Below are 15,192 nucleotides of genomic sequence, written 5' to 3' on the forward strand. Positions count from 1 at the left end.
GCATCCAGCATGGGGCTTACAAAGGGGGGCGTGGCCGCCTAATTGGTCGCACAAAGGGCGGGCTGAACTCCAAACTCCATGCCGTTACGGATGCGGTGGGTCGCCCAATTCAGCTGTTTCTGACAGCGGGGAACGTCAGCGACTACATCGGCGCACGGGCGCTCTTACCCTCACTACCTGCTGCGCAATGGATGTTAGCGGATCGCGGATATGATGCCGACTGGTTCCGAGAAGGCTTGAAAGAAAGAAGCATTGAACCATGCATCCCATCGCGCCGGAATCGCAAAAACGTCATCCAACATGACACCAAGATTTATCGAAGCCGCCACAAGATTGAGAACATGTTTGGGCGGCTGAAAGACTGGCGCAGGATCGCGACCCGCTACGACAGGTGCCCTATTATCTTCATGTCTGCCATCGCCCTCGCGGCAACGGTGTTGTTTTGGTTATGAGTCCAGAGCCTAAGACCCATCATCGTTTCATTCACCCGCTTTTTGAAATAATTCTAAGAAGGATATATTTTTCCAAACACAAGAGAGACGTATCTTTTGAATCCAGCAAACAGTGGGACGTTGTAAATGAGTATTTTCCTTTTTTTGAATACACCAAAACACAAAGATACCTTTTGAACCTCACCACTTACCGCCCACGCGATTTAAGTGTGTTAATGAATTGCGCCAAACAAGTAGACAAAAAAAGAAACAATTTTCGTGAGGAAACTTTCACACGTTTGATTAGGCAAAAATTGCGAGACGCTTTGTGGACAGATTTTGCAGAAGCCTTGCGTAGTTCGTACACTAGAGAGCAGCTATCGGTTTTAAAACGTGTACTTTTTCATCTACCGCGATCTTTTCAATTCAAACAGTTTAATGAAGTTCTTGATGATTTCTCACACGACCCGGAACTTGCAGACTTGATTGATTTTTACGAACCGAAAGATTGGGCGCGCCTGTTGAAAGACATGTACCGTTTAGGAGCGCTAGGCTACTCTCACAAAAATGAGGCCGATGAAGAACGCCTACATTTTATGTTTCGAGGTGATCTGGACGGACTAGTTATTTCGCCAGAGCATCAGGTTGTGAAACCTTGGGGGCTTTGTGTTGAAAAAGGGTAGCCTGCATTCAGTGATTTACACAGACACCAAAATAGGTTCTCGCTTGAGATAGGGTCAAATTTTTCGCTTCCACCCACAGCCACTTTTGATGGACAGCTTCAGCTGTCCATTTTTAAGGCGCTGATAAATGCCTCCTGCGGAATATCGACCTTCCCGAACTGGCGCATCTTCTTTTTACCCGCCTTCTGCTTGTCCAGCAGTTTACGTTTCCGCGTGGCGTCGCCTCCGTAGCATTTGGCAGTCACGTCCTTGCGCAGGGCCGAGAGGGTCTCGCGCGCGATGACCTTGCCTCCGATGGCGGCCTGGATCGGGATTTTGAACATGTGGCGCGGGATCAGGTCTTTGAGCTTTTCGCACATCGCCCGGCCCCGCATCTCGGCCCGGTCACGGTGAACCATGGTCGACAGCGCATCGACCGGTTCGTCATTCACCAGCACCGACATCTTGACCAGCGCGTCCTCGGTATAGCCGGTCATCTGATAATCGAACGACGCATAGCCCTTGGTCACCGATTTCAGGCGGTCGTAAAAGTCAAAGACAACCTCGTTCAACGGCAGGTCATAAACGACCATGGCGCGGCTACCCGCATAGGTCAGGTCCATCTGGATGCCGCGGCGGTCCTGACACAGTTTCAGCACGTCGCCCAGGAATTCGTCGGGCACCAGAATGGTCGCCTTGATGCGCGGTTCCTCAATATGGTCGACCTTCGACGGATCGGGCATGTCGGCGGGGTTGTGCAGCTCGATCATCTCGCCGTCTTTCATGTAGACGTGATAGATCACCGACGGCGCGGTGGTGATGAGCTCGATATCGTATTCGCGTTCGATGCGATCGCGGATGACCTCAAGGTGCAAAAGCCCGAGGAAGCCGCAGCGGAAGCCAAAGCCAAGGGCTGCCGAGGTTTCCATTTCAAAGCTGAAGCTGGCGTCGTTCAGGGCCAGTTTGTCGATCGCATCGCGCAGGTCTTCGAATTCGGAACTGTCAACGGGGAAGAGGCCACAGAATACGACGGGTTGCGCGGGTTTGAAGCCGTCCAGCGCGATTTCCGTGCCGTTGCGGTCATTGGTGATGGTGTCGCCGACGCGGGTATCGCGGACCTGTTTGATCGAGGCGGTGAGAAAGCCGATCTCGCCGGGGCCAAGGCTGTCGACCATCTCCATCTCAGGCCGGAAAACACCGACGCGGTCGACATGGTGCAAGGTGTTGTTCGACATGAACTTGACCCGCATCCCCTTTTTCAGCGTGCCGTCCATGATACGAACCAGAACGATGACGCCGAGATAGGCATCGTACCACGAATCCACCAGCATCGCCTTGAGCGGCGCGTCCAGAGTGCCTTTTGGGGCAGGCAGATGGGTAACGACGGCTTCCAACGTCTCGTGGATGCCCTGCCCGGTCTTGGCGCTGACCTGAATCGCCTCGGACGCGTCGATGCCGATCACATCCTCGATCTGTTCCGCCACGCGGTCACAATCGGACGCAGGCAGGTCGATCTTGTTCAGCACCGGTACGATGTCATGATCGGCGTCGATGGCTTGATACACATTGGCCAGCGTCTGCGCCTCGACCCCTTGGGTCGAGTCCACAACCAGCAGTGAGCCTTCGACCGCGCGCATGGACCGCGAGACCTCATAGGCAAAGTCCACGTGGCCGGGGGTGTCGATCAGGTTCAGCACGTATTGCTCGCCATTGTCGGCGGTATAATCGATGCGGACCGTGTTGGCCTTGATGGTGATGCCGCGTTCGCGCTCGATATCCATGCTGTCGAGCAGCTGTTCCTTCATGTCACGATCCTTGACTGTTCCGGTCTCTTGGATGAGCCGGTCAGCAAGGGTGGATTTGCCATGGTCGATATGCGCGACGATGGAGAAATTGCGGATATGAGCGAGGTCTGTCATGGGTTGGGGATATGTAGGGGAATCGTGGGTTGGTCAAGGTGGCACGTTTAGTGTTTCAGAGGTCTGAACAACCCACTTGGATATGCGATGCCTAAAGCTGACTACGTTGAAAAGCTAAGTTCGGAAATTCGGAATAATGACGCTCATAAATGTGTTGGCGCCGCCTTGCGTGCCGCGTTAAGGAATTTTCCGCTCGTCAACATGGAGGGTAACCACGACGCAAGTAGCAGCCACTTTTTTCCTGAAGGAAAGCTCCTGCTGCAATCAGTCGTAAACTGGCGGTTCCTGTGTCTCGAAACGACCGACGCTTTGAGACAATCGTTATCAAAAATAAACTCAGATAGCTTCCACGTTTTGAAAACACATATCATTTTGCTGCGAATTCGACTTACCTCCAAGACGTGGACATTGCTCGGCAAACTATCGAAAGCGCCGTAACCTCGTTCGCTTCTGCAGCCAACAAGGAACAGTTTTTGTTTGCTAAAACTGCTAAAGATTGGTCAGCACGGCATGCATATGACAATGCGCAATCCGTTATGACGAAACTCAGTTTGGATGATCTGGAATTCTCTAGCGATGAAATTTTTGATCGTGTGCTTTGGCCTCAAGAAATCGACTTCGTTGTCTCACTTGAAGAGCAAACCCCGTTTAAAGGCTTTTTTCACGATTCTAAGTTCTCTTTTTGGCGAGAGTGGCGTCAGGGTTTCATAGATGGGCTGCCGTTAAACTGGGACCTTCAATGGCGTATTGCATTGATCAATGAAAATATTTGGGACGCGGGACCAGACGCTGTTGCGACCGAGATTGAACGGGTCCGAGCGCGGTGGGAGGCCGAGAAAGCCCTAACCGACTTAAGCGATAGCCTGAGTGCCCAAGTTACCGCACGCCAAGGCATCGGTGGTAACAACCCTCCTGAGAGCATTCAAGACGAGCTTTTGGTTGGTTCGATCACGTTGATCTGGGAAGCCAAAGAAGAACTCTCAACCGCATTTGAAGAGGAAAATCCTGATCGCGCGCGGATTGAGGCAATCCTAGTTAAGTTCAAATCCGGATTGGGAAGCTTTCTCAAGTGGTGCGCAAGCAAGGGCGATCTTGCGGTCGATACTTTGATCAAATGGGGTGTTCCTGCCGCTGGAGCGGGATATGCCGCGAAATATCCAGAGAAGCTCGAAGCGTTAATTGACGCCCTCGAACGATGGTTGCCGTACCTGCACTGATCGATGCTGAAGTGAAGCTCAGCCTATAGGGTGCGGTTTTCCCAACTCGCACAATCACTTTTTCGCAACGCATGATTGATCCCGAATCCAGATTGATTCATACTCCCACGCAGACCGAGAGGGGCATCAGACCTTTCCGGGCAGGCAAATACGAGGCATGAGCATGAAAAAGTTCCTCCTAATCGCATTCTGTGCCACGTCGATGGTGGCGGTAGCTCCGGCCGTGGACGCGGCGCAAATCAAACGCGCCTGTCTGGCGTCGGATCGCTCGGCGGCAACGCGGGATCGGTGCAGTTGCATTCAGCGGGTGGCCAATCAGGCATTGACCCGTAGTGATCAGAAGACCATCGCCAGGTGGTTCCAAGACCCGCATCAGGCGCAAGAGCTCAAGATGTCGAAGACCGAACGCGACGATGCGCTGTGGGACCGGTATCGGAACTTTGGTCAGATGGCGCAGGCGATCTGCAACTAGGCTGATCAATCCTTGACCTGACCCGAACTGCGCCCCAGAAAGGCGCAGCGAAAGGGATATCTGATGGTTATGAAAGGGCTGACCCTGCGCGGTCTCGAAGTGTTCGAGGCGTTGGCGCGGACCGGATCGGTGGCGCAGGCCGCCGAGATCACCGGGCTCAGCCAGCCGTCAGTGTCCCAGCAATTGCGCAATCTGGAAAAGGCGGTGGGCACCGATCTGGTGGATCACGCACGACGTCCAATGCGCCTGACCCAGGCCGGGCGCAGCTTTCTGGCCCGCGCGCAGGCGGTTCTGGCCGAACTGCAGATGGCCCAGAGCGAGCTGACCGTGATGGACTTGGGTCACCTTGCGACTCTGTCTGTCGGTCTGATTGACGATTTCGACAATGACCTGACCCCGCGACTGGCCACTTTGTTGGCGGAAAGTCTGACACGGTCAAAGTTCAAACTGATCACACTGCCCAGTCTTGACCTGTTCGAAGAACTTGAGGCGCAGCGCCTTCAGCTTGTGGTGTCAGCCCATAGCGGCGAGGTGCTGGAAGGCGTGGTTGAGTACCCGCTGGTTCGCGACCCCTTCATTTTGGTGACCCCCAAGGGGGCTGAGAACGCCATGCAGGATCTGCCCTTCCTGCGCTACGCCCGCGAGCAGTTGATCAGCCGTCAGATCGAGGCCCATCTGGCGCGTCAGCAGCTGGAATTTGAAGAACGGTTCGAAATCGGTTCTCATCTGGCGCTGATGGCGATGGCCGCGCGCGGCCTCGGCTGGGCGATCACGACGCCGCTGGGCTACATGCGGGCGGCGCGGTTCCATGACGGGCTTGAGGCACACCCTGCCCCGATCGGAGACGTTTCGCGGACGATTTCCTTATTCACCCGCACCGACTGGTCAGGTCAGGTTCCGCAAGAAGTTGCAGGCATGATGCGCCGCCTTATGGGCAGCCAGATTGTTGATCCAGCCCTTGCACAACTGCCGTGGTTGAACACTCGCCTAAAGCTGATGAGCTAGCTGCGCAGATGCGCGTCGAGACCTTCGACCGCTACCTCGATTAGATCCAATGCTCCATCGAAGTCACGTGTATAGTATGGGTCCGGGACGTGGTCTGTGCCGATATGTGGCGCAAAATCCGTCAGCAGACGCACTGGGGTTTCGTTCCCGGCTGGCCTCAATGCCTCAATATCCGCGATGTTGTCGGCATCCATCCCGATGATCAGATCGAACCTATCGAAATCCACGGTTGCGAATTGCCGCGCCCGTAAATCATCAAGCTTTTTGCCGCGCGACTGAGCTGCCTTTTGCATCGGCCCATAAGGTGGGTCACCGATGTGCCAACCCGACGTCCCAGCACTATCGGTGGTGTGATGCGGCGCACGGGCGCGAAAGGCGCCCTCGGCGGCAGGTGAACGGCAGATATTGCCCAGACAGACGAACAGGATACGGTGGGTCATGAACCACGGTGTAACGCGAAGGGCCAAGATGGAAAAGATCGTCATTCTGACAGGGGCCGGGATTTCCGCCGAAAGCGGATTGGGCACGTTCCGCGACGAGGGCGGTCTGTGGGCCCAACACCGGATCGAAGACGTTGCCACGCCCGAAGGGTTCGCACGTGATCCCGCGCTGGTGCACGGGTTTTACAATGCCCGCCGCGTGCAGGCCGCCGAGGCGCAACCTAACGCGGCCCACGATGCGCTTGCCCGCCTACAGCGGGACTGGCCCGGCGAGGTTGTGATCGTCACACAAAACGTCGACAGTCTGCACGAGGCCGGTGGCACGCAAGACGTGATCCACATGCACGGAACGCTGTCCGGGGCGCTTTGCGCGGCCTGTGGCCACCGCTGGACGGCACCGCCCGAGATGGCCGTGGGCGAGCCCTGCCCCGCCTGCGCAGCCCCTACTGCACGTCCGGATGTGGTGTGGTTTGGTGAGATGCCTTATCGCATGGATGCCATCTATGATCATCTGGCAGGCGCAAGCATCTTCGCCGCCATTGGCACTTCGGGTCAGGTCTATCCCGCCGCGGCTTTCGTGCACGAGGCCATGATGTCCGGAGCAAGAACTGTCGAACTGAACCTCGAGCCGTCGACCGGCGCATCCAGTTTCGACGAAGTCATACTGGGCACCGCAACAGAAACCGTTCCGCGCTGGGTTGATCAGATCCTGAACTCGCAGTAGGGCGAAACCCGCAGACAAGTGGCGAATTTCCTTGCTATACTAGTGCCCTAACAACCCGAGAGGTCCCCATGACAGACCCAAAAAACCAACAAGGTGAAATCCTTGACGATGACAGGCTCGATACGCGTGGCGCCCTTGGTGATCAGCTAACGGACCTGTGGTGGACATTCTTGCTGCGCGGAATCCTGGCCGGTGCGCTCGGGATCGCAGCGCTATTCTGGCCGACGGGCAGCATCTCTTTGCTGATCCGTCTGGTGGGTCTGCTGTTGGTCCTCGATGGAGGCCTGACGCTGCTGGGGTTTGGTCGACGTGGCCTGATTGGCGGTTTCGGCATCGGGGCGCTTCTGATCGGACTGATCCTGATGATCTGGCCGGAAGGCGTCGCGCGCCTCGCGTTCTTCCTGCTGGGAGCGTGGGCTTTGATTGTCGGGATAGGCTCGCTGATGGCGTGGCGGCAATTGCCCGATGCACATCCGGACGCATCCACCATGCGCAATTCCGGCATCGTTGCGCTGTTGATCGGCCTTGTTTTATTGTTCTGGCCCGGCAGCGGCATGGTGGCGCTCGGCTGGGCGATTGCCTTCTCGGCGCTGGCTGTTGCTGCAGTGATGCTCTGGCTGGCTATGCGCTTCAAACGCGCCCATGACCGCGTGGCGATGCGGGTGGTCAACCGCTGAACCTTTTCCACAACGGCAACAGGCCGGGAATAACCCGGCCTGACGCATGGATGACGGCCGCAACGCGGCCCGAGTTCAGGCGTAACTTTAGTTCGAATGCGAACCGTGACCGCCGGTGTCCTTACGCACCAAATCCACCGGAATTTCGATCTCGACTTCGCCTGCTGTCTCAAAGATCAGCGTAACGGGAACCATTGCATCCTGTTCAAACGGGGCTGTCAGGCCCATGAACATCACGTGGTCGCCGCCGCGCTTCAGCATGTGCGTTTCACCCGCCGGGATGGCAATGCCCTCTTCGACATGGGTCATTTTGGCGACGCCGTTTTCGTCGACAATATGGGTGTGCAACTCGACCCGAGCTGCGGCGTCCGATTCTGCGCCGATCAGACGGTCATCGGTCGCGCCGGTGTTCTGGATCATCATGAAGGCCGCGCCAGCTTTGGCTGTTTTGCCAGATGAACGGGCATATGCGTCATCAACGGTGATGGTGTCCTGCGCAAAAGCAGCCGTAGCAAGGGTTGCGGCGGCAAGGGTGGTCAGCAGTCTGGAAGTGAGGGACATAGCGCCTCTCCTGTAGTTTGGTGTTTGATAAGAGTTGAAAATGAATCAAACACTTGCAGGAGGTGCCCGGGCAGGTTGAGATGGTAACGGCAGAGCGATCAGATTCTCCGCCATACGCGATGGCATGGGTCGATCGATTTCCGGGGCTACGGGCAAGGACGGCTCCGCATTGCTCAACGCACCCAACAGGTTCAGCGCATAATCCGGACAGAAGTGCGGGGCCTTTGTCGGCTGCCCTTCGGCATCCATATAGACCACAACCGGCCCCGAGCCGGTGCACAACACCATATGTCCGACTGCCCGGTCCACACCGCGCGATGCAGCAATGCCCTGCCCGGTCAAAACGACCAGCAGCGACAGCACAAACGGCAGAACTTTGTTCAGAACGGGTTTCATCCTGTCCCCGATATAGGCCAGAGACAAAACGGGCTTCAAGCGCAATCAGACACGCCTGAAGCCCAGGGCCGGGAGGACAATGTCAGCGGTCCAGTTCCGGACGCTTGACGGACCCTTTTGTCAGGCTTGTATGCAGCCGATTCACCCGACGCTGCATTCGCAGACATGCCCCAAACGTTTTGCCGAAAAAACCGGCCAGAAGGGAGAAAGAAGGTAATGATTTGAACGACATGAGGTTGAACTCCGCCAGATGAATATGCCTAAACATAATACGGGTAGAGCAAACGGTATGTGAACAATTTCACCCAATGCGGAAATTTATCTCCATTTTGAGAACAGCGCTCTGCGCAAAACAAAAAAGCCCTGCACCAAAAGGTACAGGGCCAGAATTCTTGCAAGAAAAAGGTCTTAGGCCGAAGCTTGCGCCTTGGCGATTTCCTTTTTCACTTTCAATGCGTTGTTGGACAGCTCATCGTCCTTGGCTTTCGCCAGGAACGCGTCCAGACCACCACGGTGGTCCACCGAACGCAGGGCAGCCGCCGAGATGCGCAGCTTGACGCCACGGCCCAGCGTTTCCGACTGCAGCGTAACGTCGTTCAGGTTGGGCAGAAAACGACGACGAGTTCTGTTTTTGGCATGGCTGACATTGTTGCCAGTCATCGGGCCTTTTCCGGTCAGTTCGCAACGGCGCGACATGGTTTCTTCCTTTGTTTCTGGAGGCCAGGCAATACACCCTCGGCCAAATCACAAGGGGCACAACCCGAAGTCGCGCCCGAAAACTGGTTGGATGCATGTAGTGGGAATCACAGACGGGGTCAAGCCATATGCCAAGGATTCACAGCACCAAGTTTTCATTTAATTCTCCCAGCCGTTTCAGGGCGTGATTTTCCAACTCGGGGCGACCTGTTTTTGCCGCTGCGGCCGCCAGACGCGCCCAGTAATGGTGGCTTTTCAGTCGCGCCGCACGATGCACATGGACCATTCTTTCCGGTGACAATCGCTGACGAAGCAGCATTTTCTGCAGCCTGCCATATCCACCAGTTTGCCTTATAGCTTTGGTCGCAGGATGACCAGTAAAGCATAGCCTTACGATTTTCATCGTGGGAAAGGCGTCCTGGATCATACGGGCATTCAGCAAATCGGCGCGGTTGAACGGATCAACCAGAATGAGGCCCCGTACTGGATAAGAGCGACTCGGCAGCGCTCCAAGATCAGGATCGAATTCAGTCGCCCATTTTTTGAAGCGCGGGTCAAATGGCACGTGTTCTTCAGAAATTGAGAACTGCGGTGAAACAGCAAGAAGAGATTTCAAGTTCAGCGCCCGCGCCAAGCGAAGACCCGCGTAACCACCCATTGAAAAGCCAATCGCCGCGACATGTTCCAATCCGTGGGTCAGCCGCGACAGGCAGACCTCAAGCTCAGGTGTTTCAGAGTTTACATACCAATCATTCAGCCGAGCCTGCACATGCAAATGCGCATATCCCGCCTGTATGAAAGTTGCCGCTGGCCGGGGTTCCGAAAACTGTCCTGGATCAGACACCCGGTGGCGAAAGGTGATATACAAGCGAGAATGAACTGGATTGAAAAGCGTGGCACGCAGTCGATTTCCATCAAAAATCCGACATTGCTGCATTCTTCAACTGCCCTTTTTTGACCAGAATCGCCTGCCTGATCGGGTTATTTCATTCAGTCACGTATTCAGAGCGGGTTCAACATGACTGCTTTTTGAGGATTTTAATATCCAAGGGGCATTTCCCTATACGTCATAGCCCTGCAGCAGTGGCTTTTCATTCTTCAGGTGCCGAGCCACGAGGCGCGCTTGTTGGGGGCCTTTGGGGATGTACCGGGCCGGGTTGGGATTGTGGTTCATTTCCGCCAATTCTGGAAAGATATCGAATATTTCACGTCGGGCTTCCAGGCTAAGGGTCTTGAGCGCCTCAGGTCCGGTAAACAGGCTTTCGCTTGGGGCGTTTTCGGCAAAGATAACCTCGTGCCGGTCAAAAAGCAGGTGGTAATATTCGACACTGTCCACCGTGTCATCGACGAATATGCCTGGCAGCGTGGTCAGTTTTATCGCTGGAATCAGAACTTCGGGCTCGCCAAACATCCGTTCAGCGATTTTCGACTGCACCAGCATTCTGTGCTGCCGTGACACCAGCAGGTCTCGTTTGGGCAACCCATTGCCCAGCGCGCCTGCCAAAATGCGGACGGGGCGACGTTTCGGATCGCCTGCCAATGCCACCGAGTCAAATTTACGGCGCCCGATCCAGCGGATCGGCTGCATCCCGTTGCCCTGCGTTGGGATCATATCCCCCTGCCGAAGATCCTGAATAAGGACCGGCCCACGTTGTGCCTGAATTACTGTATCGCGGGTAAAGCACAAAAACCCTGTGCCGGATTCAAACCCGCCATAGTTGACCACGATCCCCGAGGGCAATTCGAAGCTGCCGCTGGACAGCGAATAGGATTGCCCGACAACAACGGTGAAAGTTCCGAAATTTGCGTCGGTTACAACTGTGCCCACCGGAAGGTTCAGCGCGTCCTGCCCGCCGCCGCCCTGAACATCCCCGGCGACTTGGGTTCGGATAAAGTTCAGGGTGTCATTGCCCTGCCCCAAACGGATATTTCCGACACCTACGTCAAAAACCGTGACGGTATCCGCATCGCGACCCGCATTGATCTGCCCGTCGATCTGGGCGTTGAACACGGTGATTTCATCGTTTCCAGCGTTGCCGCGTACATTCCCGGAAATAGTACTGCTTACAATCGTGATCTCATCGTCACCGCCTCGGGCGCGAATATCATCAATGGGCGTGCCCTGGGGCGTACCGTTCAGCGTACCTTCGTCGCCGGTGACTTCGATATCGTCGTCACCATTTGTCCCACGGATATTGGGCATGTACGGCTATCTCCGACGCGTTCATTTGTTGACGTGCGCCACAACGAGACTATCGCCTTCCCCTCGAAATAGCACAATCAGAAATTGTATCCCCGCCCATAATACATGACTTTGGCGAACCCTCCACCTCTGACGCTAAAAGGCGTCTAGTGTGTTGCCAGGATACTAAGCATTCGTTCCGCAGCCGCCGTCGGGCTGAGATTGCCGGCACCAACATCGGAACCAAGGCGATCCATTTCTGCGCGCGCGGTCGGCGTATCCAACCGCGATAGCAGCGCGTATCGCACCTCCTGATCGAACCAGAACCGCGCCTGTGCCGCGCGGTTGCCATCCCAGTGGCCGTTTTCACGCCGCCAACCTGACAAGGTGGTCATTTCGTCCCAGGCTTGGTCAAGCCCATGTTCCTCGACCGCGGAAACGGTCATCGCTTTGGGAAAACCTTCTGGGTCCTGCGGGCGTTTTCGCAGCAGGCGCAAAGCCCCCGCGTAATCTGCGCAGGTTCGGGTGGCCGTGGCTTTCAGATCCCCATCCGCCTTGTTCACAAGGATCATATCGGCCATTTCCATGATGCCGCGTTTGACCCCCTGCAATTCATCCCCGCCCGCAGGCGCAAGCAACAGAAGGAACAGATCCGACATTTCGGAAACGACGGTCTCTGACTGCCCGACCCCTACAGTTTCAATCAGCACCACGTCGAATCTCGCCGCCTCGCACAGGGCAATCGCCTCGCGGGTGCGGCGGGCCACGCCGCCCAAATGGGATTGGCTGGGGGATGGGCGGATAAAGGCGTTCTTCTCGCGACTCAGCCGCTCCATCCGGGTTTTGTCGCCCAGAATAGATCCACCTGAACGGGTCGAGCTGGGGTCGACGGCCAGGACCGCAACGCGCAGGCCCTGCTCGATCAACATCATGCCAAAGCTCTCGATAAAGGTGGATTTGCCCACCCCCGGGGTACCGGACAATCCAACGCGCAGGGATTGCCGCCCGGATTTGGCCAAATGCGCCAGCAATTCAGACGCCTGCGCCCGATGATCGGCGCGGCCACTTTCGACCAGAGTGATTGCCCGGGCCAGCGCACGCCGGTCTCCGTCCAAAATCTTATCACCTAGGCTGTCCATATCCATTCCGACCCCGATCTTTTGCGGCACGACTACTTGCCGCCCCGACAGGTGATTTGTCCAGACCGGACCGCGAAGGAAACCTGCCCGATACCTGCATTTCGCACCTATGTGTTGCTGTTGATCCTCTTTGACCGGACCGCGGCCGGCTCGATGCTGCAGCGGCGCGATCATCGTCATTGAGAAACAGCGGAACTGGACGTTGCGCCTTGGTTGGCGGATAAAGCGCCAATGACAACACGCCTGCCCATTGATGACGCCATCCCCGAATTGCTTAACGCCCTGACGGCCAATGGCCGGGCCGTTTTGCAAGCCCCTCCGGGCGCAGGAAAAACAACGCGGGCACCTCTGGCGATGCTCGAGGCCGGGTTGTGCAATGGCAAGATCATCATGCTCGAACCCCGCAGGCTTGCCGCGCGTGCCTCGGCAGAGCGGATGGCTGAAACACTGGGACAACGTGCAGGCGAAACCGTCGGTTACCGCGTGCGGGGCGATGCGAAAACCTCAAATGCAACCCGCATCGAAGTGGTGACCGAGGGCATTCTGACCCGAATGCTGCAATCTGATCCGGATCTGCCCGGCGTCGGCGCGGTGATTTTTGACGAGTTTCACGAACGATCTTTGAACGCTGACCTCGGGCTTGCCCTGTGCCTTGAGGTTACGGGCGCACTACGCGACGACCTGATCCTGCTGGCGATGTCCGCCACGCTCGACGCTGAACCCGTCGGCCAACTGATGGACGCGCCGGTGGTGACGTCCGAAGGGCGCAGTTACCCGGTTGAAACACGTTGGCTGGACCGGCCACTGGGTGCACAGGCGCGACGGCTGGATGCACTAATAGATCTGGTCGCCAAGGCCGAGCGTGAAACCGAGGGCGGCATGCTCGTGTTTCTGCCCGGCGAGGGCGAAATCCGCAGGGCCGAGGCCGCGCTATCCAAACGGTTGCCCGGCAATTGCGCAGTTAAACCTCTGTTCGGCGCAATGCCCTTTGCCGCCCAACGTGCGGCGATTGCCCCGGCTGAGACGGGGCGCAAGGTCGTGCTTGCGACCTCAATCGCCGAAACCTCGCTGACCATTCCCGACATCCGCGTGGTTGTGGATATGGGCCAAGCGCGCCGGGCGCGGTTCGATCCGGGCTCTGGCATGTCGCGGCTGGTCACGGAACGGGTGACGCGAGCCGAAGCAACCCAACGCGCAGGTCGTGCGGGGCGCGTGGCCGAGGGCGTGTGTTACCGGCTGTGGTCCAAGGGGGAAGAAGGTGCGCTGTCCGCCTACCCCCCTGCCGAAATCGAAGCGGCCGACCTAACGGGCCTTGCGCTGGAACTGGCGCTTTGGGGGGCCGAACCGGATGACCTGGCCTTTTTGACACCACCACCCGAAGGAACGATGACCGAGGCCGGTACATTGCTGAACATGCTGGGTGCGTTGGATGCAAAAGGGCGGATCACCGACCACGGACGGGCCTTGGCTGCGCTGCCCCTGCATCCTCGGCTGGGGCATATGCTGGTGACTGCCGGGACCAACGCCGCTCCGCTGGCGGCGCTTATGGCGGAACGTGATCCGCTAAAGGGCGCTCCTGTAGATCTGTTGCTGCGGCTTGATGCGTTGCGCGATACCCGCGCCTTTCAACGCAACCGGGTGTGGCAGATCAACATGGGCGCGTTGGAACGGATCAAAACCGAGAGCAAGCGGCTGAAGACACGAAGCAGCAAGACAGACCTGAGCCCTGCCGCGATGGCCGCCTTGGCCTATCCCGACCGCATTGGGCAACGTCGCAAAGGCGATGTGCCGCGTTACGTTCTGTCCGGCGGCAAGGGCGTCGTGCTGGACAGCAGTGACACACTGGCTGCCGCGCCCTTTCTTGTCGTCACAGATACGGACGGAAACCCACGCGAGGCCAAGGTGCGCATGGCCGCACAAATCTCGGAACGGGAAATCCGGGACCTGTTTGCGGATCAGATCGAATGGGTCGACAGCTGCGCGTGGTCGAAACGCGAACGCCGGGTCATTGCGCGCAGGCAGGAACGCCTTGGCGCGATCACTCTGGATGACCGTATCTGGAAGGACGCGCCGGACGAGGCTGTCGCCCGCGCCATGCTGGACGGAGTGCGCGATCTGGGATTGCGGCTGGACGGGGCCACGGCACGATTGGCGGCGCGGGTCGAACTGGTACGCACCGAAGGGATCGCCCTACCGGACTTTTCATTGGACGGGTTGATGGCCGTTTTGGACGACTGGCTGCTACCCATGCTGTCAGGTCAGCGCAGTGCAGACGACTGGAAAAAATTCGACCTGCTGCCCGCCCTGCTCGCCCGGCTGGACTGGACCCAAACGCAGGAATTGGACCGTCGCGCGCCGGGATCGTTTGAAACACCACTGGGCCGCAAGGTGCCGATTGATTATGGTGGGGCGGTGCCCGAGATTTCGGTCCGCCTGCAGGAACTGTTCGGTGTCACCCGGCATCCGGTTATCGGGGGCGAGGCACTCAAGATCACTCTGCTGTCGCCTGCGCGGCGACCAATTCAAATCACGCGCGATCTGCCGGGATTTTGGGCCGGATCTTACGCGGATGTGCGCAAGGACATGCGCGCGCAATATCCCAAACACCCCTGGCCTGAGGATCCAACCCAGGCCGATCCAACCTTGCGAGCCAAGCGGCGGACCTGACGTT

Annotated in this window: 16 protein-coding genes; 8 read left to right on the plus strand and 8 right to left on the minus strand. The window is 57.3% G+C overall.

Going from position 1 to position 15,192, the window contains the following annotated elements; translation table 11 throughout:
• A partial coding sequence (locus DS906_RS12465; protein ID WP_113790487.1) for an IS5 family transposase occupies positions 1-452 on the plus strand: 452 nt, incomplete at its 5' end.
• The gene (locus tag DS906_RS12470) at positions 449-1,114 is read left to right on the plus strand and encodes a P-loop ATPase, Sll1717 family (protein ID WP_113790488.1); all 666 of its coding nucleotides are present in this window, start codon (positions 449-451) and stop codon (positions 1,112-1,114) included. The genes DS906_RS12465 and DS906_RS12470, both read left to right, overlap by 4 nt.
• A 98-nt stretch (positions 1,115-1,212) precedes the next feature.
• Here the strand turns inward: DS906_RS12470 and lepA are convergent, their stop codons facing one another.
• Complete coding sequence (gene lepA, locus DS906_RS12475) at positions 1,213-3,012, minus strand: translation elongation factor 4 (RefSeq protein WP_113790489.1); 1,800 nt, start codon at positions 3,010-3,012, stop codon at positions 1,213-1,215.
• Between the two features lie 401 nt (positions 3,013-3,413).
• On the opposite strand from lepA, the gene DS906_RS12480 reads away from it, so the two are divergent.
• The 3 genes from DS906_RS12480 (at position 3,414) to DS906_RS12490 (ending at position 5,706) form a co-directional block, all read left to right on the plus strand.
• Positions 3,414-4,229 carry a hypothetical protein gene (locus DS906_RS12480; RefSeq protein WP_113790490.1) on the plus strand — a complete coding sequence of 272 codons (816 nt, stop codon included), beginning with the start codon at positions 3,414-3,416 and terminating at the stop codon, positions 4,227-4,229.
• Positions 4,230-4,392: 163 nt separating this feature from the next.
• The gene (locus tag DS906_RS12485; protein ID WP_113790567.1) at positions 4,393-4,701 is read left to right on the plus strand and encodes a hypothetical protein; all 309 of its coding nucleotides are present in this window, start codon (positions 4,393-4,395) and stop codon (positions 4,699-4,701) included.
• A gap of 63 nt (positions 4,702-4,764) precedes the next feature.
• Complete coding sequence (locus tag DS906_RS12490; RefSeq protein WP_113790491.1) at positions 4,765-5,706, plus strand: LysR family transcriptional regulator; 942 nt, start codon at positions 4,765-4,767, stop codon at positions 5,704-5,706.
• On the opposite strand, the gene DS906_RS12495 is transcribed toward DS906_RS12490, so the two are convergent.
• Complete coding sequence (locus tag DS906_RS12495) at positions 5,703-6,146, minus strand: low molecular weight protein-tyrosine-phosphatase (protein ID WP_113790568.1); 444 nt, start codon at positions 6,144-6,146, stop codon at positions 5,703-5,705. The genes DS906_RS12490 and DS906_RS12495 overlap by 4 nt on opposite strands.
• Positions 6,147-6,174: 28 nt before the next feature.
• Between DS906_RS12495 and DS906_RS12500 the strand changes: the two genes are divergently transcribed.
• Together DS906_RS12500 and DS906_RS12505 are read left to right on the plus strand one after the other, a co-directional pair.
• Positions 6,175-6,870 carry an NAD-dependent deacylase gene (locus tag DS906_RS12500; protein ID WP_113790492.1) on the plus strand — a complete coding sequence of 232 codons (696 nt, stop codon included), beginning with the start codon at positions 6,175-6,177 and terminating at the stop codon, positions 6,868-6,870.
• A 68-nt stretch (positions 6,871-6,938) separates the two neighbouring features.
• Entirely contained in the window at positions 6,939-7,547 is a 609-nt protein-coding gene (locus DS906_RS12505) for an HdeD family acid-resistance protein (RefSeq protein ID WP_113790493.1), read from the plus strand.
• Positions 7,548-7,634: 87 nt separating this feature from the next.
• Here the strand turns inward: DS906_RS12505 and DS906_RS12510 are convergent, their stop codons facing one another.
• The 6 genes from DS906_RS12510 to meaB form a co-directional block, all read right to left on the minus strand.
• Positions 7,635-8,108 (minus strand): copper chaperone PCu(A)C, encoded by a 474-nt coding sequence (locus tag DS906_RS12510; RefSeq protein WP_113790494.1) that lies wholly within the window; start codon positions 8,106-8,108, stop codon positions 7,635-7,637.
• 45 nt (positions 8,109-8,153) lie between these two features.
• Entirely contained in the window at positions 8,154-8,549 is a 396-nt protein-coding gene (locus DS906_RS12515; protein WP_233494777.1) for a hypothetical protein, read from the minus strand.
• Positions 8,550-8,912: 363 nt separating this feature from the next.
• Positions 8,913-9,200, minus strand: a complete 288-nt coding sequence (gene rpmB / locus DS906_RS12525; protein WP_058272217.1) for a 50S ribosomal protein L28 — start codon at positions 9,198-9,200, stop codon at positions 8,913-8,915.
• Positions 9,201-9,339: 139 nt separating this feature from the next.
• A complete protein-coding gene (locus DS906_RS12530; protein WP_147235246.1) occupies positions 9,340-9,888 on the minus strand; it encodes a hypothetical protein in 549 nt (182 codons plus the stop codon).
• Between the two features lie 372 nt (positions 9,889-10,260).
• Positions 10,261-11,403: a Hint domain-containing protein gene (locus DS906_RS12535; RefSeq protein ID WP_113790497.1), complete on the minus strand. Its 1,143-nt coding sequence runs from the start codon at positions 11,401-11,403 to the stop codon at positions 10,261-10,263.
• A 146-nt stretch (positions 11,404-11,549) separates the two neighbouring features.
• Positions 11,550-12,527 carry a methylmalonyl Co-A mutase-associated GTPase MeaB gene (gene meaB / locus DS906_RS12540; protein ID WP_113790569.1) on the minus strand — a complete coding sequence of 326 codons (978 nt, stop codon included), beginning with the start codon at positions 12,525-12,527 and terminating at the stop codon, positions 11,550-11,552.
• Positions 12,528-12,752: 225 nt separating this feature from the next.
• Between meaB and hrpB the strand changes: the two genes are divergently transcribed.
• The gene (gene hrpB / locus DS906_RS12545) at positions 12,753-15,188 is read left to right on the plus strand and encodes an ATP-dependent helicase HrpB (protein WP_113790498.1); all 2,436 of its coding nucleotides are present in this window, start codon (positions 12,753-12,755) and stop codon (positions 15,186-15,188) included.
• Positions 15,189-15,192 lie beyond the last annotated feature (4 nt).

This window comes from Ruegeria sp. A3M17 (assembly GCF_003318255.1).
Lineage (GTDB): Bacteria > Pseudomonadota > Alphaproteobacteria > Rhodobacterales > Rhodobacteraceae > Ruegeria.

Excerpts from the sequence above, each read along its gene's own strand:
- DS906_RS12535 (WP_113790497.1), bottom strand. The coding sequence starts at position 11,403 with ATGCCCAATATCCGTGGGACAAATGGTGACGACGATATCGAAGTCACC.
- hrpB (WP_113790498.1), top strand. The coding sequence starts at position 12,753 with ATGACAACACGCCTGCCCATTGATGACGCCATCCCCGAATTGCTTAAC.
- DS906_RS12500 (WP_113790492.1), top strand. The coding sequence starts at position 6,175 with ATGGAAAAGATCGTCATTCTGACAGGGGCCGGGATTTCCGCCGAAAGC.
- DS906_RS12485 (WP_113790567.1), top strand. The coding sequence starts at position 4,393 with ATGAAAAAGTTCCTCCTAATCGCATTCTGTGCCACGTCGATGGTGGCG.
- rpmB (WP_058272217.1), bottom strand. The coding sequence starts at position 9,200 with ATGTCGCGCCGTTGCGAACTGACCGGAAAAGGCCCGATGACTGGCAAC.
- meaB (WP_113790569.1), bottom strand. The coding sequence starts at position 12,527 with ATGGATATGGACAGCCTAGGTGATAAGATTTTGGACGGAGACCGGCGT.
- DS906_RS12505 (WP_113790493.1), top strand. The coding sequence starts at position 6,939 with ATGACAGACCCAAAAAACCAACAAGGTGAAATCCTTGACGATGACAGG.
- DS906_RS12510 (WP_113790494.1), bottom strand. The coding sequence starts at position 8,108 with ATGTCCCTCACTTCCAGACTGCTGACCACCCTTGCCGCCGCAACCCTT.
- DS906_RS12470 (WP_113790488.1), top strand. The coding sequence starts at position 449 with ATGAGTCCAGAGCCTAAGACCCATCATCGTTTCATTCACCCGCTTTTT.
- DS906_RS12490 (WP_113790491.1), top strand. The coding sequence starts at position 4,765 with ATGGTTATGAAAGGGCTGACCCTGCGCGGTCTCGAAGTGTTCGAGGCG.
- lepA (WP_113790489.1), bottom strand. The coding sequence starts at position 3,012 with ATGACAGACCTCGCTCATATCCGCAATTTCTCCATCGTCGCGCATATC.
- DS906_RS12495 (WP_113790568.1), bottom strand. The coding sequence starts at position 6,146 with ATGACCCACCGTATCCTGTTCGTCTGTCTGGGCAATATCTGCCGTTCA.